The 22,384-nt window shown below is 71.2% G+C and carries 17 protein-coding genes; 8 read left to right on the top strand and 9 right to left on the bottom strand.

The annotated features are described in order from the left end of the window. Window positions 1–9 precede the first annotated feature (9 nt). On the bottom strand, window positions 10–942 hold the full coding sequence (locus DCE93_RS13115) for an arginase family protein (protein WP_108596269.1): 933 nt from the start codon (window positions 940–942) through the stop codon (window positions 10–12). Window positions 943–1,056: 114 nt separating this feature from the next. Next, window positions 1,057–2,043: an NAD-dependent epimerase/dehydratase family protein gene (locus tag DCE93_RS13120; RefSeq protein ID WP_108596270.1), complete on the bottom strand. Its 987-nt coding sequence runs from the start codon at window positions 2,041–2,043 to the stop codon at window positions 1,057–1,059. Window positions 2,044–2,307: 264 nt separating this feature from the next. On the opposite strand from DCE93_RS13120, the gene DCE93_RS13125 reads away from it, so the two are divergent. Next, window positions 2,308–4,482: a copper-translocating P-type ATPase gene (locus DCE93_RS13125; protein WP_108596271.1), complete on the top strand. Its 2,175-nt coding sequence runs from the start codon at window positions 2,308–2,310 to the stop codon at window positions 4,480–4,482. A gap of 151 nt (window positions 4,483–4,633) precedes the next feature. Here the strand turns inward: DCE93_RS13125 and DCE93_RS13130 are convergent, their stop codons facing one another. Both DCE93_RS13130 and DCE93_RS13135 read right to left on the bottom strand, forming a co-directional pair. Next, complete coding sequence (locus DCE93_RS13130) at window positions 4,634–6,565, bottom strand: glycoside hydrolase family 15 protein (protein ID WP_205647435.1); 1,932 nt, start codon at window positions 6,563–6,565, stop codon at window positions 4,634–4,636. 131 nt (window positions 6,566–6,696) lie between these two features. Then, a complete protein-coding gene (locus tag DCE93_RS13135; protein WP_108596273.1) occupies window positions 6,697–7,044 on the bottom strand; it encodes a heavy-metal-associated domain-containing protein in 348 nt (115 codons plus the stop codon). A 178-nt stretch (window positions 7,045–7,222) separates the two neighbouring features. Between DCE93_RS13135 and DCE93_RS13140 the strand changes: the two genes are divergently transcribed. Further along, window positions 7,223–7,657, top strand: coding sequence for a YciI family protein (locus DCE93_RS13140; RefSeq protein WP_108596274.1), 435 nt, complete (start codon window positions 7,223–7,225; stop codon window positions 7,655–7,657). After that, window positions 7,658–8,965 carry an RNA polymerase sigma factor gene (locus DCE93_RS13145; RefSeq protein ID WP_108596275.1) on the top strand — a complete coding sequence of 436 codons (1,308 nt, stop codon included), beginning with the start codon at window positions 7,658–7,660 and terminating at the stop codon, window positions 8,963–8,965. 258 nt (window positions 8,966–9,223) lie between these two features. Here the strand turns inward: DCE93_RS13145 and DCE93_RS13150 are convergent, their stop codons facing one another. Together DCE93_RS13150 and yczR are read right to left on the bottom strand one after the other, a co-directional pair. Beyond that, window positions 9,224–12,778, bottom strand: a complete 3,555-nt coding sequence (locus DCE93_RS13150; RefSeq protein WP_108596276.1) for an efflux RND transporter permease subunit — start codon at window positions 12,776–12,778, stop codon at window positions 9,224–9,226. Window positions 12,779–12,924: 146 nt separating this feature from the next. Beyond that, on the bottom strand, window positions 12,925–14,367 hold the full coding sequence (gene yczR, locus DCE93_RS13155; RefSeq protein ID WP_108596277.1) for a MocR-like transcription factor YczR: 1,443 nt from the start codon (window positions 14,365–14,367) through the stop codon (window positions 12,925–12,927). A 62-nt stretch (window positions 14,368–14,429) separates the two neighbouring features. On the opposite strand from yczR, the gene yczE reads away from it, so the two are divergent. Beyond that, window positions 14,430–15,131: a membrane protein YczE gene (gene yczE, locus DCE93_RS13160; protein WP_205647436.1), complete on the top strand. Its 702-nt coding sequence runs from the start codon at window positions 14,430–14,432 to the stop codon at window positions 15,129–15,131. 136 nt (window positions 15,132–15,267) lie between these two features. Here yczE and DCE93_RS13165 read toward each other — a convergent pair whose 3' ends face one another. After that, window positions 15,268–16,026 (bottom strand): MerR family transcriptional regulator, encoded by a 759-nt coding sequence (locus DCE93_RS13165; RefSeq protein WP_108596278.1) that lies wholly within the window; start codon window positions 16,024–16,026, stop codon window positions 15,268–15,270. Between the two features lie 309 nt (window positions 16,027–16,335). Here DCE93_RS13165 and DCE93_RS13170 point away from each other — a divergent pair, with 309 nt between their 5' ends. The 3 genes from DCE93_RS13170 (at window position 16,336) to DCE93_RS13180 (ending at window position 18,496) form a co-directional block, all read left to right on the top strand. After that, on the top strand, window positions 16,336–17,226 hold the full coding sequence (locus DCE93_RS13170; protein WP_108596789.1) for a DUF4097 family beta strand repeat-containing protein: 891 nt from the start codon (window positions 16,336–16,338) through the stop codon (window positions 17,224–17,226). After that, entirely contained in the window at window positions 17,223–17,867 is a 645-nt protein-coding gene (locus tag DCE93_RS13175) for a PadR family transcriptional regulator (protein WP_108596279.1), read from the top strand. Before DCE93_RS13170 ends, DCE93_RS13175 begins: the two co-directional genes overlap by 4 nt. Window positions 17,868–17,980: 113 nt before the next feature. Beyond that, complete coding sequence (locus DCE93_RS13180) at window positions 17,981–18,496, top strand: GNAT family N-acetyltransferase (protein WP_108596280.1); 516 nt, start codon at window positions 17,981–17,983, stop codon at window positions 18,494–18,496. Between the two features lie 138 nt (window positions 18,497–18,634). Here the strand turns inward: DCE93_RS13180 and DCE93_RS14935 are convergent, their stop codons facing one another. Both DCE93_RS14935 and DCE93_RS13190 read right to left on the bottom strand, forming a co-directional pair. Next, complete coding sequence (locus tag DCE93_RS14935; protein WP_168186232.1) at window positions 18,635–19,366, bottom strand: copper resistance CopC family protein; 732 nt, start codon at window positions 19,364–19,366, stop codon at window positions 18,635–18,637. Between the two features lie 102 nt (window positions 19,367–19,468). Further along, window positions 19,469–20,068: a hypothetical protein gene (locus tag DCE93_RS13190; protein ID WP_108596282.1), complete on the bottom strand. Its 600-nt coding sequence runs from the start codon at window positions 20,066–20,068 to the stop codon at window positions 19,469–19,471. 218 nt (window positions 20,069–20,286) lie between these two features. Here DCE93_RS13190 and DCE93_RS13195 point away from each other — a divergent pair, with 218 nt between their 5' ends. After that, complete coding sequence (locus DCE93_RS13195) at window positions 20,287–22,377, top strand: APC family permease (protein ID WP_244284176.1); 2,091 nt, start codon at window positions 20,287–20,289, stop codon at window positions 22,375–22,377. Window positions 22,378–22,384 lie beyond the last annotated feature (7 nt).

Here is a 22,384-nt window from a genome sequence, read left to right on the forward strand (position 1 = left end):
GGCCGCCGGTCAGCGCAGAGCGATTCCCGCCGCGACCTCCAACACGCAGAGTGCAGCCAATCGTACGGTACGCCCGTCGGGCGCGTCTGCGGTGGCGTCGACCTCGGCGAGATCGACCGACTCGACGCGCGAGTCGCCTCCTGCGGCTCGGGCCGCCTGCCGAAGCTCGTGCGCCGAGATGCCGCCGGGCACGGATGCCGGGCACCCGGGCGCCACGCTGCGGTCGCACACGTCGACGTCGAGGTCGACGTGGATCGGGCCGCCACCGGCGCCGGCGATCTCGAGCGCCTCGGCGAACACCTCGGCCATGGGGCGGCGATGCAGTTCGTCGCGGTGCACGACCGTGATGCCGAAGTCGCGTGCGCGATCGGCGTACTCGCGCGAGTTCACGAAGTCGGCGATGCCGATCTGCACGATGCGCCGGCCATCGAGCCCGGCCTCGAGCAGCCGCCGCACGGGAGAGCCGTTGCTCGCTCCGTCGCGCAGGTCGTAGTGCGCGTCGAGCGTGATGAGGCCGGCGCTCGCGAGCCGGTCGCCCCAGGTGCCGAGGGCGACGGGGAGGGTGAGCGAGTTGTCGCCGCCGAGTGCGATGACGGCCGTGGATCGTCCGGCCGCCGCAGCGACGGCCTCACGTACGCGGGCTTCGCCCTCGGGGCCGTCGGGCTCGGCGACATCGCCCGCGTCGACGATGGTCAGCCCGTCGAGCGAGCGTGCGTCGTCGCGGCGCCCTCGATCGGCCATGATCGTCGGGCTGTAGCGCCGAAGCGTCGCCCGGATCGCCGCGGGCGTCTCGTGCGCCCCAGTCGGCGAGAGCGAGGTGCGAAAGGCCGGCACGCCGATCAGGGCGAGGTCGGCGCGCTCGTTCGCGGGGAGCCCGTCGAGCGGCGGCCAGTCCCCGGCCCGAGGCCAGAGCGGATCATTCGGAAGCGCAGCATTGCCCATGCTCTGACGCTAGCAATGACGGATGCCGCGAGCCGAGGCATCCGTCATCACCGCTGTCTGTGATGCCAGACGCTTCGGTCTCAGTTCGAGTTTCAGCTTCGGGTTCAGCTCAGCTCAGCCGCGGAGTGCGGCGAGGAGCTCGCGCTCGCGCGCGGCGCTCAGGCCCGCGCCGCGCTCACGGTCGAGCCCCTCGCCGCGCTCCCACTCGAGCAGTTCGCCGAGCAGCGCGTCGAGCGGCCGGAGCCGGAGACCCGCCGCGATCGCCGCGGCGTTCGAGCGATCGAGGAACGCCTTCCACTCGGGGTCGATGATCCAGAGCGGCAGCGACTCGGGGCCCGACCACTCGGCGACGCCCTGATCGGCGAGCCACCTGGGCGAGACCGCGACGACCTCGCCCTGGTGCCCGGCGATCGCCCGGGACCGCTCGATCCAGTCGCCGAACGTCGTGCGTTCGCCGACCGTGTTGAAGGCGCCGGTCAGCCGCCGCTCGATCGAGTCGAGCGTGAACGCCACGAGATCGTCGACGTGGATCGCCTGCACCGCGTTGTCGAGGGTGTCGGGGACGAGCATCGGATCGTCGCTGCGCGCCGCGCGCGCCACCCAGTAGCCGCCGCGCCCCGAGGCGTCGCCGGGCCCGGTGATGAGCCCCGGCCGGATCACGAGTAGCCGGTCGCCGAGCGCATCGCGGTATGTCTGCTCGATGGCGGACTTCGCCTCGCCGTAGGTCTCGGCGGTCGACTCGTCGTCTTCGAGCGGCGGCATGAGCTCGGCCGACTCGTCGGCGCCCGGTTCGTTCTGCGCCGCGTAGACGTTGCACGAGGAGATGAAGGTCCAGTGCTTCGCCCGGGACGCGAGCGCGGCGGCCGCACGGCGGGCGAAGCCGGGCTGGCGGGTGACGTCGATGACGGCATCCCACTCGCGTTCGGCGACGGCATCGTAGGCGCCGGGCTGCGAGCGGTCGGCCGCGACGAACGCCGACCCCTCGGCGGCCGCGCCCGCCTCGCCTCTCGCGAGCGAGGTCACCGCGTGCCCGCGGCGCAGCGCCTCCCTCGCGAGTTCGCGACCGAGCCACTGGGTTCCACCGAGGATCAAGATGTCCATGCGGCCATCACAGCACGATGCGGATGCCGCGTGCGCGTCTGTTCTCGCAGCGCGAACCTCGCGGCATCCGCTGCTACCGTCGGAGCATGCTCGGGTGGCACGTCCTCCCGGTTGCGGGAAATCGATCGTGCGCAGGCGGGGGCCGCAGCAGCGCTCTTCATCGGCGCGACTCGGGAATAGTCCGGGCCGGCACGCGTTCCACCTGATGACAGATACCCCCTAGGGGTATATTGTCGATTCGAGCGGCACGACGGAGGAAGATCGATGAGCACGACTCACGACGGACGACACGAGCACGAGGCGCACGCCGTGCACGCCGTGCATCAGCACGATGCCGCCGGCCACGACGCGCACGACAACGCCGGCCACGCCGGCCACGCCGGCCACGCCGGTCACGATCCGCATGCCGGCCACGACATGAGCGGCCACGGCGGCCACGGAGACCACGTCGGCCAGTTCCGGCGGCTCTTCTGGATCATGCTCGTCATCGCGATCCCGACGATCGCCTTCAGCCCGATGTTCGCGTCGATCCTCGGCTACCCGCTGCCCGACAACGCGGTGCTCCCGTGGATCTCACCGGTGCTCGGCACCGTCATGTACGTCTGGGGCGGCAAGCCCTTCCTCACCGGCGCCTGGTCGGAGCTGAAGGCCCGCACGCCCGGCATGATGCTGCTGATCGGCCTCGCGATCACGGTCGCCTACTTCGCCTCGCTCGGTGCGAGCCTCGGCCTGCTCAGCCACCACCTCGACTTCTGGTGGGAGCTCGCCCTCCTCATCGTCATCATGCTGCTCGGCCACTGGATCGAGATGCGCTCGATCATGCAGGCCTCGAGCGCTCTCGACGCCCTCGCGGCCCTGCTGCCCGATGAGGCCGAGCGGGTGATGGATGCCGCGGGCGCAGCCACCTCGACCGAGACGGTCTCCCCCTCCGAACTCGTGGTCGGCGACGTCGTCATCGTGCGCCCCGGCGGGCGCGTCCCGGCCGACGGCGAGGTGATCGACGGCACCGCCGCGATGGACGAGTCGATGATCACCGGCGAATCCGTCACGGTCGCCCGCGGCCCGGGCGACCACGTCGTCGCCGGCACGGTCGCCACCGACACGGCGATCCGGGTGCGGGTCGGCGCCGTGGGCGACGACACGGCACTCGCCGGCATCCAGCGACTCGTCGCGCAGGCTCAGGCGTCGAGTTCCCGCGCCCAGCGCCTCGCCGACCGGGCGGCGGGATGGCTGTTCTGGTTCGCGCTCGGCGCCGCGGTGCTCACCGCGATCGCCTGGACCCTGCTCGGCGACCCCGACGACGCCGTGATCCGCACCATCACCGTGCTCGTGATCGCCTGCCCCCACGCGCTCGGCCTCGCCATCCCGCTCGTCGTCTCGATCGCGACCGAGCGCGCGGCGAAGGGCGGCGTGCTCGTCACCGACCGGCTCGCGCTCGAGACCATGCGCACGGTCGGCGCGGTGCTCTTCGACAAGACCGGCACCCTCACGAAGGGCGAGCCCGCGGTGACGGATGCCGCGGCGGCACCCGGCCACGACCTCGACGAGGTGCTCGTGCTCGCGGCCTCCGCCGAGGGCGATTCCGAGCACCCGCTCGCCAAGGCGATCGTGGCCGAGGCCGCCCACCGCGGACTCGCCGCCCGCGCCGCGCGCGGCTTCGAGGCGTCCGCCGCGATCGGCGTGCGCGCCACGGTCGACGGCCGCGCCGTGCAGGTCGGCGGCCCCGGCATGCTCGAGCGCGACGGGCTCCCGCCGCTCGAGGCATCCATCGCCTGGGCCGAAGCCGGCTCGACGGTGCTGCACGTGCTCGTCGACGGCGAGGTGGCCGGTGCCATCGCGCTCGCCGACGAGGTGCGGCCCGAGTCGAAGGAGGCCGTCGACGCGCTCCACGCGCTCGGCGTGCAGGTCGTGATGATCACGGGCGACGCCGAGCCGGTCGCCCGCACCGTCGCCGCGCAACTCGGCATCGACCGGGTCTACGCGGGCGTGCGCCCCGAAGACAAGGCCGCCAAGGTGCAGGAGCTGCAGCACGAGGGGCTCTCGGTCGCGATGGTCGGCGACGGCGTCAACGACGCGCCCGCGCTCGCGCAGGCCGATGTCGGCATCGCGATCGGCGCCGGCACGGATGTCGCGATCGCCTCGGCCGGCGTCATCCTCGCGTCATCCGACCCGCGTTCGGTCGTCTCGGTCATCGAGCTGTCGCGGGCGAGCTACCGCAAGATGTCGCAGAACCTCTGGTGGGCGGCCGGGTACAACCTCATCTCGGTGCCGCTCGCCGCGGGCGTGCTGGCCCCGATCGGGTTCGTGCTGCCGATGTCGGTCGGCGCGATCCTGATGAGCCTCTCGACGGTCATCGTCGCGGCGAACGCGCAGCTGCTGCGCCGCCTCGACCTGCGGCCCGAGGCCTCGACCCGTGCGGTGCTCGAGCGGGTGCGCTGAGGTACGGACCCGCGTACGTCGACTCGTCGGCCCGGGCGCCCCCGTCGACTCACCGCACAACTGCAGGGGATTTCGAGCATCGGGGCCGTGTGGGACTCCATGACGACGAATCCCCTGCATCCTGCACGCGAAGCGCGGCGCAGGCTCCCCCTCACACGAACTCGATCAGCCGCTCGATCATGATGATGCGCCGCGCCGCCTCGATGAGGGCGAGGTGCGAGAACGCCTGCGGAAAGTTGCCGAGGTGCTGGCCGGTCTCGGTGTCGAGCTCCTCGGCGAGCAGGCCGAGCGGCGAGACGATGCGCAGCAGCTTCTCCATCAGGGCGCGGGCCCGCTTGCCCTCGCCGATGATCGTGAGCGCCGACACCAGCCAGAACGAGCAGATGAGGAAGGTGCCTTCGCGACCGGTCAGGCCGTCGTCGGTCTCATCCGTGCGGTAGCGCAGCGCGAACCCGTCTTCGCTGAGCTCGTCGGCGATCGCGAGCACGGTGGCCCGCAGCCGCTCGTCGTCGGGTTCCAGGAACCCGTAGATCGCGGCCAGCAGAGCGGATGCGTCGAGGGCGTCGGTGCCGTAGTGCTGGCGCAGCACCCCTCGATCGCTCAGCCCGTTGCCGATGACGTCGGCGGCGATCTCGTCGGCGACGCTGCGCCACTCGGTCGCGCGTTCGGCATCGCCGACGATCCGGCCGAGCTTCGCGGCCCGGTCGAGCGCGACCCAGCACATGATCTTCGACGACACGTAGTGCTGCGGCTCCCCGCGCGCCTCCCAGATGCCCTGGTCGGGCTCACGCCAGGCCACCGAGGCGCTCTCCGCCTGCGAGCGGATGAGCGGCCAGAGCGAGCGCGGCACCCGCTGACTGCGCCGCGAGTGCATGAGGATCGCATCGAGCACCGCCCCGTACAGGTCGTTCTGGCGTTGCGCGAACGCGCCGTTGCCGGTGCGCACGGGGCGGGAACCCCGGTAACCCGTGAGGTGGTCGAGTGCGTGCTCGGTGAGGTCTCGCCGCCCGTCGATGCCGTACATGATCTGCAGCGAGCCGTCGTCGTTCGTCTCGAGACCCGAGAGGAACTCCACGAACTCGTCGGCCTCCCAATCGAGGTCGAGATAGTGCAGCGCCTGCACGGTGAACGACGAGTCGCGGATCCAGGTGTAGCGGTAGTCCCAGTTGCGCTCGCCACCGGGCGTCTCGGGCAGCGACGTCGTGAGGGCCGCGACCGTCGCGCCCGTCGGCATGTACGTGAGCCCCTTGATCGTCAGGGCCGAACGCTCGAGCGCTTCGCGCCACGGGTGGTCGGGGATCGTCGCGTCGCTCAGCCAGTCGCGCCAGAATGCCGCCGTGGAGTCGAGGTCGTCGCTCGCCTCCTCGACGCTCGCCGGCCCATCGAGGTCGTCGGCCCACGACAAGGAGCAGAACGCCTGCTCGCCCGCGTGCAGCGTGTGACGGGCGCGCACGTGTCCGCCCTGGATGCCGAGCCGGAGGTCGGAGCGAAGCCTCAGCGACGAGCCGGCACCGCTCGCCGTGGCACTGTGCTCGTCGGCGGCCTCCCAGACGGCGTCGACCCGTCCGTAGTCGAAGACCGGCTCGCAGAGGAGTTCCATCTCCACATGACCGGCGAAGCAGCGCACGGTGCGCACGAGGCAGTGCGCGGCATCCGCGTCGTCGGGCGCCCGGGTGTGCGGGGTGGTCGTGTCAGAGGTGGCGCGCGGAACGACGGTGAGCGCGTCACGCACCTCGGCCCAGCCCGTCGGGGTCTTCCACGTGGTGATGAGCACGTTGGTGCCGGGCTCGTACGTGCGGGCCGATGGGGCGTTGACGTCGAACGGCGCGAAGCGGAAGTATCCCGCCTGCCGATCGAGGATCGTCGCGAAGACGCTCGGCGCATCGAACCTCGGCGGGCAGAGCCAGCCGACCGCACCGTCGGGCGCGACGAGCGCGCCGGTGTGGCAGTCCGAGAGGAAAGCGAACGACGCGATCGGCGGGAAGGGCGACCGGGCGACCGCCCCCTGCAGCTGCGGCGCCCGCCCCCCGCTCACGTCGTCGCCCCCGCGATGTCGGGTGCCCGCTTCGAGTCCGTCACCCACTCATGACAGCACAGCAACGGGGTCCGGCGCGAGGGGCGCGTGATTCGGCCGCGCCTCGATCAACGACCTCGGGCACTTCCGGCACCCGAGCGATCAGGCGTCGAGCAGCTCTCGCACGAGCCCGATGTTGCTCATCGCTCGGCCACCCGATACCCGGCTTCGTCGACGGCCGCGGCGATCGCGGCGCCCGAGATCGGAGCGGCACTGCGCACCGTCACGCTCGAGACGCCGCCGGCGACGAGATCGATCGCGACCGCCTCGACGCCATCGATCGCGGCGAGTTCTTCGGTCACGTGCGCGACGCAGTTGCCGCAGGTCATGCCCGAGACGCCGAAGCTCGCCTCGACGAGCGCCGCGTCGTCGCCGTGCCGGTGCGCCGAATCGGGAGCCGAGGCATCCGCCGCCGTGTCGACCGCGCAACAGGCGCAGCCGCCGCCCGTCAGTGCGATCTCGGTTCTGCCGTCAGGGGTCAGTGTCATCGAACCATCCGTTCCTCGTCGCTTCACTATACCCCCCTCGGGTATAACGAACGCCAAGTCGCTCCGGCGTGCAAGCATGAGGAAGGAAATTCTCGGGCGTGATGTCGATCCGGCGTCGGCCCGTTCGACGCCAGAGTGAGGCGGGCACTTCGGCCCCCTCCCCACGAAGGAGAGAACCATGAAGTACATGCTGATCATGCGGTCCGACGACGCAGCGGTCGAGGCCTACGAGAACCTCGACTTCACCGAGGTCATCGCCGCCATGGGCGCCTACAACGAATCGCTCCTCAAGGCGGGAGTGCTGCTCGCCGGCGAGGGCCTCACCGACGCGAAGGAGGGCTTCGTCGTCGACTTCGACTCGACTCCCCCGGTCGTCACCGACGGCCCCTACGGCGAGACGAAGGAGCTCTTCAACGGCTTCTGGATCATCCAGGCCTCGAGCGCCGAAGAGGCCGCAGAATGGGCCAAGCGCTGCCCGCTCGGCCCCGGCTCGAAGCTCGAGGTGCGCCGCGTCACCGAGCTGGAGGACTTCCCCCAAGACAACGAGTGGATCCAGAAGGAGGCCGGCTGGCGCGCCGAGGCCGAGGCACGCACCGAAGGCACGGTCGGCTGAATGAGCGAGACGGATGCCCCGGGCACGGCCGGAGCGGCGAACGACGCCGCCGACCGTGCCCGGCGCGCCGTCGCCGCCGTCTGGCGCATCGAATCGGCGCGCATCGTCGCGACCCTCACGCGTTTCGTCGGCGACGTCGGCCAGGCGGAGGACCTCGCGCAGGAAGCGCTCGTCGAAGCCCTGCGGCAGTGGCCGGCCGAGGGTGTGCCGAACAACCTGGGCGCGTGGCTCACCGCGGTCGCCAAGCGCCGGGCGATCGACGGCTGGCGCCGCCGCGAGCGCCTCGACGAGCGGTACGCGGCCATGGCGCGCGATCTCGAGCGCGACGGCGCCGAGGCATCCGACACCTTCTGGGACCCCGACACCATCGACGACGACATCCTGCGGCTCATCTTCGTGTCGTGCCATCCCGTGCTCTCCCGCGAGGCGCAGATCGCCCTGACGCTGCGCATCGTCGGCGGCCTCTCGAGCGACGAGATCGCGCGGGCGTTCCTCGTGCCGACGGCCACGATCCAGCAGCGCATCGTGCGCGCGAAGAAGACCCTCGCCGCGGCGAAGGTGCCGTTCGAGGTGCCCGAGCCGAACGAGTACGCCGAGCGCCTCGGTTCGGTGCTCTCGGTGCTCTACCTCATCTTCAACGAGGGCTACCTGCCCGCGACGGGCGAGGCCTGGGTGCGACCGGATGTCTCGGCCGAGGCCCTCAGGCTCGCCCGCATGGTCGCCGGGCTCATGCCCCGCGAAGCCGAGGCGCAGTCGCTCGTCGCGCTGATGGAGTTCACCGCCTCGCGCTTCGCGGCGCGCACGGCCCGCGACGGCACGCCGATCCCCCTCGACGAGCAGGACCGCTCGCGCTGGGACCACTCGCAGATCGCGCGCGGCCGCGATGCTCTCGCCCGCGCCGACCGCCTCGGCCGCGGCCGCGCGGCCTATGGCCTGCAGGCGGCGATCGCCGAGTGCCACGCGGTCGCGGCATCCGTCGACGACACCGACTGGGCGCGCATCGTCGTGCTCTACGAGGCGCTCGGGCGCCTCGCCCCGTCGCCGGTCGTCGAGCTGAACCGCGCCGTCGCGGTCGCGATGTCGACCGGGCCGGCGTCGGCGCTGCGCATCGTCGACGAGCTCGTCGCCGGGGGCAGGCTCGCGGGCTTCGCGCCGCTGCCGGCCGTGCGCGGGGAGCTCCTGCGCCGACTCGGCCGCACCAGCGAGGCCCGGGCCGAACTCGAGGCCGCCGCGCGGCTCACCGGCAACGAGCGCGAGCGTGCGTCACTGCTCGCGAAGATCGCCGAGCTGCCGCCCGCGACGCGGTAGACCACGGATCGCGCACGTTCCTGCGTCGCGTGCGCACGTTCCTGCGCCGCGTGCGTGCGTGCGGGCGTGCGGGCGTGCGAGCGTGCGGGCGGGCGGGCGGGCGAGCGTGCGTGCGGGCGGGCGGGCGTCGGTTTCGTTCGCGCGCCGAGCCCTGGACGGGAACCATCGATCGCAGACCACATCGATCCGTCGATGTTCGCCCTACGCCTGACGGGATGGGGCGAAGATCGACGGATCGATGGAGGAAGTGCCGCCAGCTCAGTCGCTCTTGCTCGGCGAGACCGCTCCGGGGTTTGATTGCCCGGCGGCGTGCGACCCGCCAGCGGCGGAGGCACCAGCCCCGGCCGAGGCGCCAGCCGCACCCGAGGCACCAGCCGCACCCGAGGCGCCAGCCGCACCCGAGGCACCAGCCCCGGCCGCCGAACCTGACCTGTCCGCCGCGCCCGACCCGCCCGCGGCGCCCGAGCCATCCGAGCCACCCGGCGCATCCGGCCCACCGTCGGCCGTCGCCTCACCCGAGGCATCCGGCCCGCCGTCGGCCTTCGCCTCGCGCCTGGCCCGGCGACGCTCGCGCCCGCCCTCGACGAGGTCGTAGAGCACGGGCAGCACGACGAGCGTGAGCGCGGTCGACGACACGAGTCCGCCGATGACGACGAGCGCGAGCGGCTGCGAGATGAACCCGCCGTGCCCGGTGATGCCGAGCGCCATCGGCAGCAGCGCGAAGATCGTCGCGAGCGCGGTCATCAGGATCGGCCGCAGACGACGTGAGGCACCGTGCACGAGGGCTTCGCGCACGGTCATGCCGCGATCCCGATACTGGTTCACGAGGTCGACGAGCACGATCGCGTTCGTCACGACGATGCCCACGAGCATGAGCACGCCGACGAGCGAGGCGACTCCGAGCGGGATGCCGGTGATCACCTGCAGCGCGATCGCCCCGGTCGCGGCGAACGGCACCGACACGAGCAGCAGCAGCGGCTGCAGCAGCGAGCGGAACGTCGCCACCATCACGATGTAGACGATGAGGATCGCCGCGAGCAGCGCGAGGCCGAGCTGCGAGAACGACTCGGTCTGGTCGGCGGTGACGCCGCCGATCGACGCGGTGGTGCCGGCCGGCAGCTCGACCGACTCGACGGCGGCCTGCACCGCGCCGCTCGCCGTGCCGAGGTCGTCGCCCGAGGGCGTCGCCGAGACGGTCGAGCTGCGAAGGCCCTGCACGGTCGTGACGGATGCCGGCCCCTCGACGTTCTCGACGGTGGCGAGCGTGTCGAGCCGCACGAGCCCGGCGGGCGTCGGCACCTCGAGGGCGGACAGCTCCTCGAGGGTGGCCGGCGGGTTCGCGGTGGCGAGGTAGATCGTGAGGGTCTTCTCGTCGATCACGACGGAGCCCGCGCTCTGCGGCTGCATCGCCGCGGACACGACCGCACCGAGGGCGACCTCTGAGTAGCCCGCGGCCGCGGCATCCGCTCGGTTCACCTCGACGGCGACGTAGGGCTGGGACTCCGACAGGTTCGACGACACCTGCGCGATGGAGTCGATGCCGTCGAGCTCTTCGACGACCGCGTCGGTCGCGGACTGCAGGTCTTCGGCGTTCGAGGCGGTGATGTCGACCTCGATGTCGTTCGAGGCGCCGAACCCGCTCGACGCGGCGAGCGTCACGTCGCCGACGTCGTCGAGCTCGGCCAGTTCGTCGCGCACACTCGCCTGCAGGGCGTCTTGGTCGGCGCTCTCGTCGGTCGTGACCGAGTAGGTCACGGTGGCACCGGCACCGCCGAACGCGGCCGCGAGTCCGCTGCCGACACCGATCGAGGTCTGCACGGTCTCGACGCCCTCGGTGTCGCGAATCACCTGCTCGACCGGCTCCGACGCCGCTTCCAGCGCGTCGAGGCTCGTGCCGACCGGCAGCTCCTGCGACACCTGGAACGTGTTCTGACCCGAGGAGCCGAGGAAGTTCGTCTTCATGAGCGGGGTGAGCGCGACCGTGCCGCCGAGCACGAGCACGGCGATGATGAGCGTCACGGCGCCGTGCTTCAGGGTCCACTCGATGATCGGCAGGTAGCCGCGCTGCAGTCGCGACGGGTGCTCGAGTTCGTCGACGGATGCCGCGGCGCTCGTGCCGCCGGCCGGAACCGCCGTCTCGTCGACGAACGCGGCCGCGGCGATCTCGGCCTCGTCTTCATGCTTGTGCAGCTTGGCGGGCTTCAGGAACCAGTACGCGAGCACCGGCACGATCGTGAGCGAGACGAGCAGCGAGGCGGCGAGCGCGATGGTCACCGTGAGTGCGAAGGGGCGGAACAGCTCGCCCGTCACGCCCTCGACGAGTGCGAGCGGGAGGAAGACCGCGACGGTCGTGATGGTCGACGCCGTGATGGCGCCGGCGACCTCGCGCACGGCGTGCACGATCGTGGCGGCCTTGTCGACGCCCTCGATGAAGTGCCGCTTGATGTTCTCGATGACGACGATCGAGTCGTCGACGACGCGGCCGATCGCGATCGTGAGCGCACCGAGCGTGAGGATGTTGAGCGTGTAGTCGGCGGCCTGCAGTCCGATGAAGGTGATCAGCACCGAGGTCGGGATCGAGATCGCGGTGACGAGCGTCGCCCGGATCGAGAGCAGGAAGACGAGGATCACGATCACGGCGAACACGAGCCCGAGCAGGCCCTCGGTCGCGAGCGACTCGATCGACTGCTCGATGTAGGGCGCCTGGTCGAAGACGACCGTGAAGCTCGCACCCGGGTTCGTGGTGTCGAGCGAGGCCTCGAGGTCGGGCAGCAGCGCGGTCACCGCGTTCGACACCTCGACGGTGTTGGCGGCGGGCAGCTTCGTGACCGAGATGGTGAGCGCCGGCTCGCCGTCGACCCGCGAGATGCTCGAGACGGGATTGTCGGCGAGTTCGACGGATGCCACGTCGGCGATGGTCGCCGCGACGGGCACGCTGACCGGGGCCGCCTGCGCGCCGGGGAACTGCTGCTCGGCCCCCGCGGGAAGCTCGGCACCCGGCATCTCGGCGCCGGGCGTCTCGGCGCCTGCGTCGGGCGCCTGCGCCGCGGCATCCGGCGCCTGCTGCTCGGTCGCGCCGAGTACGGGCAGTGCGGCGATCTCGTCGATGCTGCCGATGCGCGTGCCCGTCTGCACCGCGAAGGTGGAGTCGCCCTCGGTGATGGTGCCGGCGGGCACGAGCAGGCCGTTCTGCTGCAGCGCGTCGCGGATCGCCTGCTGCGACAGCCCGAGCGCCGCGAGCTTCTCGGCGTCGGGCGTGATGGTGACCCGCTGGCCGACCTGGCCGATGAGGCTCGCCTCGCGCACGCCGTCGATGTCGGCGATCTCGCCGAGCGTGGTGCGCTCGATCTCGTCGGAGAGCGCGCTGATGTCGTCGGCGCCGGTGACGGCGATCTGCAGCACCGGGAAGTCGTCGAGGCTGAGGGCGAGCACCTGCGGGTCGACGTCGTCGGGCAACTGGCTCGAGATGCGGTTCACTGCCGACAGCAGCTTCTGCTCGGCGAATGCGAGGTCGGTGCCGTAGGTGAAGCTCGCGGTCACCCGCGAGACGCCCGTGGAGCTCGTGGTCGAGGTCGACTCGAGCCCAGTGATGCCCTGGATCGCGGTCTCGATCGGCGTCGAGACATCCGTGTCGACGATGTCGGGCGAGGCGCCGGGGTAGCTCGTCACGATCGAGAGCTGCGGGAACTCGATCGACGGCGCCAGCTCCTGCTTCAGGCTCGTGAGCGAGATGCCCCCGAAGATCGCGACGACGACGGTGATGAGGGCGATGAGCGCGCGGTTCTTCATGCTGAGCGCGGCGAGCAGATGCATTGCACGATTCTCGCAGGCGTCTGCCTCGCGGGTATCCCCGAAGCAGTGAAATCCGAACGAGACTCGGCAATTTCCCATGGTCGCGCTGTCTCATCGGCCGGCGGATGCCGCGCTCGACGTCGCCCGCGGGCATCGCCCGGGATGACTCAGATGACCGAGGCGAGGAGGCTCTGGTCGGGCGCCGGAGCCGCGCCGGAGAGCGAGCGCCAGGCCCGGGCGAGCGCCTGCACCGCGGCATCCGTCGTCTCGGCGGGAGAGCAGATCGGCAATCGCAGGAATCGCTCGAACGCACCGTCGATGCCGAACCGCGGGCCCGCGGCGACGATCAGCCCGTGCGAGCGGGCCGCGAGCGCGAGCTGCGAACTCACGGCGGCGCCGAGCCCGACCCACGTCACGATGCCGCCGTCGACGTGCGGCACGTGCCATTCGGGGAACGCTTCGGCGAGCAGGCCCTCGAGCCGCTCGCGCCCGGCGCGCAGCTGCTCGCGGCGCAGCTCGAGGATGTCGTCCATGTGCTGCAGTGCGCGCGTGACGAGCAGCTGCTCGATGATCGGCGTGCCGAGATCTCCGGGCGACCGCACCGCGAGGAGGCGCCGGATGAGCGGCCGGTCCGCGCGGATCCAGCCGACGCGCACGCCGCCCCAGACGGTCTTGCCGACGGATCCCACCATGATCGCGGGCCCGTATGCGGCCATCGGCAGCAACGACTCCGCGCGGTCGATGTCGAGTTCGCCAGTCGTCTCGTCGGCGACGATCACGGTGCCCTGCCGCGCGGCCGCGTCGAGCACCCGCTCACGGGTTTCGGCGCTCATCGAGCGCCCCGTCGGGTTCTGGAAGTCGGGCATGAGGTAGGCCGCCACTGGGTTCGAATGCACGATCGCCCGGGTCATCGCCTCAGCCTCGGCCTGGCCGCTCCAGCCCTCGTCGTCGCGCGGCGCGACACCGACCGGCACGAGCCGGGCACCCGCGACGCGGAGCGCTTCGTACGCGTGCGGATAGGTCGGCGCCTCGATGATCGCCCGGTCGCCGCGGCCGATGAGCGCGCGCGAGAGCAGGGAGATCGCGTGCTGCGCACCGATCGTGACCATGATCTGCTCGGGCGTCGTCGGGAGGCCGCGCGCCGTGTAGCGGTCGGCGATCGCCGCCCGCAGCGCGGGCGTGCCGATCGGGTCGAACCCGGCGTCGCCGAGGTGCTCGGGCAGGTCGTCGACCGCCTGCCGTGCGAGATCGGGGAGCCACGGCAGGGCCGGCGGCGCCGCCTTGGAGAAGTCGATGTAGTCGGCCGCGGGCGGAGCCGGCAGGATCGTCGGCGCCCCTGGCAGTCTCGCGACGCTGCCCGAGCCGCGCACGCTCAGCACGAGGCCGTGTTCGCGAAGGTGGCGATACGCGGCGGTCACGGTCGTGCGGCTGAGCCCGAGTCGCTCGGCGAGGTCGCGTTCGGCCGGCAACCTGGTGTCGACGGGGATGCGACCGTCGAGCACGAGCAGCCGGATGCGTTCGGCGAGCGCGTGGTACGCACTGCCGGCGCCCGCACGCCAGTCGCCGAGCAGCCGCTCGAGCGATCGCGCCGTCAGTGTGGACTCCGCCATTCGAGCCACTTTAGGCGAATTGGCTCTTGGAGAACAGGCCAATCGTGCAATTGGATTGCAGAATGCCCCGCCCCGCCCGCTTCACCTCCGCCGATTCGACGCCAGTGCTCGTGCGCCGATTCGTGCAGCTCTTCGTCGGCCTCTTCCTCTACGGCATGGGCATCGCCCTCATCGTGCGCGGCGAGCTCGGCGTCGCCCCGTGGGACGTGCTGACCCAGGGCATCGCGAAGCAGACCGGCCTGCAGTTCGGCCTCATCACCGTCATCACGAGCGGGTTCGTGCTGCTGCTCTGGATCCCGATCCGGCAGCGGCTCGGCTTCGGCACCGTCATGAACGCGCTGCTCGTCGGCCCGTCGGCCGACATCGGGCTCTGGCTCATCCCCCCTGGGCTCGATCTCTGGGTGCGCGTGCTCCTGCTGCCCGCGGGCATCGTCGTGCTCGCCGTGGCCACGGGCCTCTACATCGGCGCGCACTTCGGCCCGGGTCCGCGCGACGGCCTGATGACCGGCCTGCACCGGGTCACCGGTTGGAAGATCTGGATCGTGCGCACCGGCATCGAGCTCGTGGTGCTCGCCGCCGGATGGCTGCTCGGCGGCAATGTCGGCCTCGGCACCGTCGCCTTCGCGGTGCTCATCGGCCCGCTGTGCGGGGTCACGATCCCGATGTTCGCGATCAAGCGCACCCCGCTCGCCGCCGGCGACCCCGCTCTCGTGGCACCGACGGCCGTGGCCGCCGACGCGGCATCCGCTCGCTCGACGACCTGACCACCCTCGAACGGCAGTCGCCCCCGAGGCCGGGACACGTCGGGGCGACTGCGCTCCCCGCCCGAGGCAACGAAGCGCGTCGGAGGCAACGGATCCGTTGCCTCCGACGCAACCCGTTGCCTCCGACGCGCAGGGCCTAGAGCTCGCGCTCGGCGTAGGCCGTCATCGCGTCGCGCACGAACCCGGCACCCGCCTGGCCGCCGTAGTTCGCGCCGAAGCGCTCGTCGGCCACGTACATCTCGGCGAGGCCGAGGAAGTACTCCTTCGTCGGGCCCGCGCTGCCGCCGCCGGGCGTGCCCGGGATGCCGCGCAGCCACTCGAACTGCCGCTGCGCGAGCCCCTGCGCCTCGTCGCCCGCGGGGTCGACGCCGCGTTCGTGCGCCGAGATCCAGTCGCGGTTCAGCTGCGACAGGCGCTGCTGCCAGGCCGTCTTCTCGTCGGCGCTCATCGAGCGCCACCACGCGTCGCTCTTCGCATACGCGTCTTCGCCCCACCGCTCCTCGACCTCCTCCCTGTACCGGGTGTGGTCGAAGCCGTCGAACATGTTCTCCGCCATGAGTCGTTCACCTCCTTCCAGTGCTCCGATGGTGTGCTCGACCGACGCGATCTGCCGCGCCAGTCGGTGCTGCTCCCTGCGCAACCACTCGAGGTGGCTGCGCAGCGCATGCCCGGCGCTCCCCTCGCGGTCGAGCACCTCGCCGATCGCGGGGAGCCCGAGCCCGAGGTCGCGCAGCAGCAGGATGCGCTGCAGGCGCACGAGCGCGCCGTCGTCGTAGTAGCGGTACCCGTTCGAGCCGACGCGCGTCGGCGCGAGCAGCCCGATGTCGTCGTAGTGACGCAGGGTGCGGCTCGTCGTGCCGGCGAGCTTCGCGATCTCCTGGATCGACCAGTCCACGGCGTGGCTCCTCTCTCGTGATCGGGCGGTCGTGCCCACGTCTGGAACGGTAAAGCTTGACGCCGCGTCAATGTCAAGTGCCGCCGCCCTGTCCTTCCGGCGGATATACGATCCGCCACCCCGCGCCGATCGAGCCGCTCCCGGCGCGCCGGATCGTATATCCGCCGGAATGGGCGACTTGCGTCGGGCGCAAACGCGATATATCGTGTCCTCATCAGAACTCGCGATATATCGCGACCCGGATTTCGAGGGCAGCGGATGCCGCGGCATCCACCTCGCGTGACGCAACGGCAACAGAAGGAGCACGGCATGTCCATCGAGAAGTGGGTCGTGAACCCCGGCGAGAGCCGGGTCATCGACCTCGAACTGGTCCGCAAGCTCAAGGTCAGCCTGATCGGCGGCAAGGTCGACGTGATCGCGCACGACGAGCCCGGCGCCCGCATCGAGATCTCGAACGTGACCGGCAAAGACCTCAAGATCGAGGTCGACGGCGATGCCGTCGAGATCGACCACCCGCAGCTCCGGTGGGACAACTTCATCGACGTTTTCAAGGGGTTCATGGGCCAGGCCAAGGCCGAGATCTCGATCCTCGCGCCGCGGCACATCGTGCTGAAGCTCGGCGTCGTCTCAGGCGACGCGCTCATCTCGGGCTTCACGAGCGACGCGAAACTCAACACCGTCTCGGGCGACCTCGTGCTCGACAACCACGAGGGCGACGTCGAGCTCTCGACCGTCTCGGGCGAGGTGTCGGCGGGCAACCACACCGGCCGCATCACCGCGCACTCGGTGTCGGGCGATGTCGTCGCCACCGGCGACGTGCGCTCGTTCAACGCCGACACGGTGTCGGGCAACATGATCCTCGACGCCTACGGCACACCCGACCGGGTCGACGCCAACACCGTGTCGGGAGACCTGACGGTGCGCTTCGCCCCCGGCTCGGGTGCGCGCTACCGCATCAACACCGTCGGCGGCACCGTGCTGCTCGACGACACGACCATCAAGGGCATGCTCGGCAAGGGCTTCGAGCGCACCACCGGCGAACTCGCCGGCCAGTGGCTCGACCTCGGCGCGAACAGCGTGTCGGGCTCGATCTCCGTCATGCACCGCGAGCCCGCGGGCAGCAGGGCGACGGATGCCGCTGGCGCGAGCCACGGCGACGCGGCGAGCTCCTCGGGCTCGGGCGACGAGGCATCCGCATGACTCCGCCGGTCTTCGCGCACGGGAGTCTGCGCCTCTACCTGCTCGCGCTGCTCGACGAACAGCCGCGCCACGGCTACGAGCTGATCCAGGCGCTCTCCGAGCGTTTCGGCGGCACGTACAGCCCGAGCGCCGGCACGATCTACCCCCGCCTGTCGAAGCTCGAAGAAGAGGGCCTGGTCTCGAAATCGACCGACGGTCGCAAGACCGTCTACGAGATCACCGATGCCGGTCGCGCCGAACTCGAGGCACGCCGGCCCGAGCTCGACGCGATCGAGAACGAGGTCACCGACTCGGTGCGGCGTCTCGCCGATGGCGTGCGGGCCGAGGTGAACGACGCCATGCGCTCCCTCAGGGCCGAGCTCGCGAGCGCGGCCCGCGAAGCGAAGCGGTCGGCGACCAAGACCTCGGCGTCGACGGCGGGCGGCACCTCCACCACCGGCTGGGGCGGCGACGCCCGCGTCGAGACGAGCCGCGCGGTGCATGAGGCCGACCTCGTGCTGAGCGAGTTCCGCCAGCAGCTGCGCACCGATCTGCGCACGCAGGCGAACCGCGGACGCGTCACCCCCGAGTCGGTCACGCTCTTGAAGGCGCGCCTCGCCCAGGTGCGAGCCGACGTGCTGGCGACGCTCCCCGAGCACTGAAGGTGCGAGCCGGGCGGCGCCTCACCCGGGGCGTCGCCCATTCGGCCTGCCCGCTCCGGCGCGCTCCGGCCGGCTCCGGCCCGCGTGTCGGCGGGCGGTGCTTGCATGGGCAGATGCCCGACATCGAACTGCGCGCGTGGTCGAAAGACGATCTCGAGTTGCTGCACCGTGCGAACACCCCTGAGCTCATGGACCAGCTCGGCGGCCCCGAGAACGACGAGCAGGTGCTCGCCCGCCACGAGCGCTACCTCCGGCTGCAGCGCGAGGGCACGGCCCATCAGTTCCGCATCGTGATCGAAGGTCATCCCGAAGGCGTCGGCATCGTCGGCTACTGGCAGCACGAATCCCACGGCGAGCCCGCCCTCGAGGCCGGCTGGTCGGTCGAGGCCGAGTACCGCGGCCAGGGCATCGCCCCCGCCGCGGTCATCGCGATGCTCGAGGCGGCGCGCTCCGCCGGCGAGTCGCTGCCGGTGCACGCCTACCCTCGGGTCGACAACCCCGCGTCCAACGCCGTCTGCCGCAAGGCCGGCTTCCGGCTGCTCGGCGAGGAGCGGTTCGAGGTGAAGCCCGGTCTGGTGCTGCAGACCAATGACTGGGTCGTCGACCTCGAACCGCTCGCTCGCGCGTAGCGGGCCTCTGCACAGCGGGCCTCTGCACAGCGGGCCCGTACGTAGGGAGCCTCCGCGTAGCTGGCCTCCGCGCAGAGCGTCCGCGCTACGCGGCCTCCGCGTAGCGGGCCTCCGCGCGCCTCAGCCGGCGCCGTCAGCTCAGGCCGTGCCGCCCGAGGAACCCGTGCCGTCGCCCGTGCCGTCGCCGGCACCGTTTCCGTCGCGCGGCCCCGCCCCGGGGCCGGCGCTCTTGCGCTTCGCGTTCACGATGATCGCGGCGATGAGCGCGAGGATGCCGAGCCCGCCGACGACGAAGCCCGCAACGGCCCATCCGTCGGGCCCGCCGGCGGCGGTGTCGAGCGTCTCGGCGTGCTCGCCCTCGTGCTCGCCGCCTTCGTCACCGCTGTCGGCGTGGTCGCCGTCTTCAGCTGCCGCGTCGTCGTGCGGCGGCTGTTCGGTCCAGACGCCGGTGGCGCCGTCACCCACGCCGAAATCGATGGTGCCCTCGATCGGGTGGCCGTCGCTCGAGACGGCTCGCCAGCGCACCTGGTATTCGCCCTCGAGGTCGGCGGGCAGCGATGCGGTCACGCGCGGGCCGGCGATCACGGGCTCACCGACGGCGACGTCTTCGCCGTGGTGATCGACCACGACGACGGCCGTGCCGACCTCGATGATGTCGTTCGAGAAGTCGAGCGCGACCTCGCTCGGGGCGGCGTCGAAGACCTGCCCGGGTTCGGGGCTCGAGCCGATGAGTTCGTCGTGCGCGAAGGCGGGCGCCGCGCCGGCGAGGGTGATGCCTGCGGCGACGGTCAGTGCCGCCGCGGCGAGCACCATGGTGCGGAGGCGAGTGGTTCGGGTCGTCGGCCGGTCGACGGTGGTTGCGATGGTCATTGCGATGGGGAGTCCTTCTCCTCGGGTCCGGGTCGCGCGGCGATCGCGCACAGGCGCGCCACGAGGCATCCGGAAATCTCTGGGTTCCGCCGGTCGGCGGGATTACGCGGAGACGAGGAGGAACGGCGGTCCGCGGTACCGGAAGGCGGTGAACCGGAGCCTCGACCGAAGCCGCGGCGCCGGCGCCTCGATGGGCCGGCTGCCCGGCAGCGGGAGCGCGACCGGCCGCAGGTGCGACGAGAGCCGCAGCACGAAACGTCGTGCAGCGGTGCCGATCGCCCGCCACGCGGCCTGCTCGACGGCGAGCAGGTACACGACGGTGAGCGCCGCGGCGAGCGCGTGCCCGCCGAGCATGGCGATCTCGGTGTGCGGGTGCGAAGCGCTCGCAGCGGCGGCGACGAACGTGACGGTCTGATGATGGCCGGCGCCGCTCTCGACGAAGGAACCGGTCGGCGCGCCCGCCACGACCCCGAAGAGCAGGTGGAACGCGCCCTGGCTGACGATCACCGCGAGCGTGGTGCCCAGCGGGGTCGAGCGCCGGCCGACGAAGGCGACGGATGCCGCGAGGGCGACGATGCCGGCGAGCGCCAGGCCGACCCAGCCCGGGGCCTCGCCCCCGCTGACCCCGTGCGAGAACGCCGCGAGGAACACGGCGACCAGAGCGGTGGCCGAGCCACGCGCAAGCTGCGCCGCACGGTTCACGTCATGCCCCCAAGGGGTCGAAGGGTCGAGGAATCGCCACAACTCTACAAGGCGCTCCTGACCCCGGCCACGGCGGCCGCCCGACCGCCCCGCGAGCCGCCCGTGACCCGCCGCGCGACCAACCCCGTGCCCCGCCCTGTGACCCCTGCCACGGGGCATCCAACACTTCATGACGTTCGCACTTGACACCGGGCGGCGCAGGAGTAGTGTCAACCGCCGTGACGAATGAGGCGGACACCCCGCCGGCCGAACTGAAGTCGCCGAAGCACTGGATCATCGGCGACCCGCTCCCGACCGAACACCTCGAGGGACAACTGCTCCCGAAGCGATTCGCCCTGCCGATCTTCGCGAGCGACCCGCTCTCCTCTGTGGCGTACGCGCCGCAGGAACTCCTCATGATCCTCATGGTCGGCGGACTCGCGTTCCTGAGCTTCGCCCCGTGGGTCGCGCTCGCGGTCATCGTGCTGCTCGTGACCGTCGTCGCGAGCTACCGCCAGCTCATCCGCGCCTACCCCTCGGGTGGCGGCGACTACGAGGTGGCGCACCGCAACCTCGGCGAGAAGGCCGGTCTCGTGGTGGCCTCGGCGCTGCTCGTCGACTACGTCATGACAGTCGTCGTCTCGGTGGCCTCGGGCGTCGACAACATCATCTCGGCGATCCCCGAGCTGAACCCGTTCCGGGTCGAGATCGCGATCCTGTTCGTCATCATCCTCGCGGCCATCAACCTCCGCGGCGTCTCGGAGTCGTCGAAGGCGTTCGCCGTGCCGACCTACCTGTTCATCGCCAGCGTCTTCGTGATGGTCGTCGTCGGCCTCACCCGCACCTTCCTCGGCGATCCCCCGGTCGCCGAGTCGGCGACGTTCGGCGTCGAGGCGGAGTCGCTGACCCAGGCCGGCATCATCCTCCTGCTGCTTCGCTCCTTCGCGAGCGGATGCTCCGCCCTCACGGGCGTCGAGGCCATCTCGAACGGCGTGCCGGCATTCCGGCTGCCGAAGGTGCGCAATGCGCAGATGACGCTCGTGCTCATGGGCGGCATCGCGATCGTGCTCTTCGCAGGCCTCACGGTGCTCGCCCTCATCTCGCAAGTGCACTACGCCGAGAACCCCTGTCATCTCATCGGCTGGACGGAGTGCGCGACCGAACCGCAGCGCAGCCTCATCGCCCAGGTCGCCGCGGCGACGTTCGGCGACGCCACGGTCTTCTTCTACGTGATCCAGGCCGCGACCGCGCTCGTGCTGCTGCTCGCGGCCAACACGGCCTTCAACGGATTCCCGTTGCTCGGCTCGGTGCTCGCCCGCGACGGCTACGCGCCGAAGTCGCTGTCGACGCGCGGCGACCGCCTGATCTACTCGAACGGGGTCGTGATCCTCGCGCTCGCGGCATCCCTCATCCTGCTGATCTTCCAGGCGAACCTGACGGTGCTGATCCAGCTCTACATCATCGGCGTCTTCGTCTCCTTCACCCTCGGCCAGACGGGCATGGTGCGGCACTGGATCCGGGCGCTGCGCGCGCCTGGCCGCCCCGCGCAGCCGAGGGCGAAGCAGGTCGACGACGTGAAACCGCTCTCCCGCGGCGCGATCTGGCGGGCCCTCGTGATCAACGCGATCGGCGCGGCGATGACGGCGGTGGTGCTCATCGTGGTCACGATCACGAAGTTCACCCATGGCGCGTGGATCGTGTTCGTGCTGATGCCGATCCTGTTCTTCCTGATGATGGGCGTGAACCGGTACTACCGCGACGTCGAGAAGGAGATCGAGGTCGACCCGACGACAACGTTCGGCGCGACCGGCGACCACGCGGTCGTGCTCGTGGGCCGCATGCAGAAGCCCACGCTCAAGGCGCTCGATTACGCGATCGCCGCCCGGCACGACTCGATCGAGGCGGTGCACGTCTCCCTCGACGACGAGGAGACGAAGCGCCTCAAGAAGGACTGGGTGAAGCAGAACATCCACGTGAAGCTGCGCATCCTGAACTCGCCGTATCGCGATCTCAGCCACCCGCTGATCCAGTACATCAAGGCGCGTCGCGAGGAGCACGGATCCGAGGTGGTCACGGTGTACATGCCGCAGTACATCGTGGGCCACTGGTGGGAGAACCTCCTGCACAACCACAAGGCCAGGCGCGTCCGCCAGAAGCTGCTCCTCGTGCACGGCGTCACGGTCGCCCTCGTGCCGTGGTTGCTCGACTCCTCCGACCTGCTCTACGGTCGGCGTTCGCGGCCGCTGCCCGGCCAGGATCGCCGCGGCGAGCCCGTGCGCCCGGTGCCGCGGCGTCCGATCACCGAGAGCGCGCAGAAGCCGAAGCGGTAGCATCGGT

Source organism: Agromyces badenianii, assembly GCF_003070885.1.
Lineage (GTDB): Bacteria > Actinomycetota > Actinomycetes > Actinomycetales > Microbacteriaceae > Agromyces > Agromyces badenianii.

Excerpts from the sequence above, each read along its gene's own strand:
- DCE93_RS13115 (WP_108596269.1), bottom strand. The coding sequence starts at position 942 with ATGGGCAATGCTGCGCTTCCGAATGATCCGCTCTGGCCTCGGGCCGGG.
- DCE93_RS13120 (WP_108596270.1), bottom strand. The coding sequence starts at position 2,043 with ATGGACATCTTGATCCTCGGTGGAACCCAGTGGCTCGGTCGCGAACTC.
- DCE93_RS13125 (WP_108596271.1), top strand. The coding sequence starts at position 2,308 with ATGAGCACGACTCACGACGGACGACACGAGCACGAGGCGCACGCCGTG.
- DCE93_RS13135 (WP_108596273.1), bottom strand. The coding sequence starts at position 7,044 with ATGACACTGACCCCTGACGGCAGAACCGAGATCGCACTGACGGGCGGC.
- DCE93_RS13140 (WP_108596274.1), top strand. The coding sequence starts at position 7,223 with ATGAAGTACATGCTGATCATGCGGTCCGACGACGCAGCGGTCGAGGCC.
- DCE93_RS13145 (WP_108596275.1), top strand. The coding sequence starts at position 7,658 with ATGAGCGAGACGGATGCCCCGGGCACGGCCGGAGCGGCGAACGACGCC.
- DCE93_RS13150 (WP_108596276.1), bottom strand. The coding sequence starts at position 12,778 with ATGCATCTGCTCGCCGCGCTCAGCATGAAGAACCGCGCGCTCATCGCC.
- yczR (WP_108596277.1), bottom strand. The coding sequence starts at position 14,367 with ATGGCGGAGTCCACACTGACGGCGCGATCGCTCGAGCGGCTGCTCGGC.
- yczE (WP_205647436.1), top strand. The coding sequence starts at position 14,430 with ATGCCCCGCCCCGCCCGCTTCACCTCCGCCGATTCGACGCCAGTGCTC.
- DCE93_RS13170 (WP_108596789.1), top strand. The coding sequence starts at position 16,336 with ATGTCCATCGAGAAGTGGGTCGTGAACCCCGGCGAGAGCCGGGTCATC.
- DCE93_RS13175 (WP_108596279.1), top strand. The coding sequence starts at position 17,223 with ATGACTCCGCCGGTCTTCGCGCACGGGAGTCTGCGCCTCTACCTGCTC.
- DCE93_RS13180 (WP_108596280.1), top strand. The coding sequence starts at position 17,981 with ATGCCCGACATCGAACTGCGCGCGTGGTCGAAAGACGATCTCGAGTTG.
- DCE93_RS14935 (WP_168186232.1), bottom strand. The coding sequence starts at position 19,366 with ATGACCATCGCAACCACCGTCGACCGGCCGACGACCCGAACCACTCGC.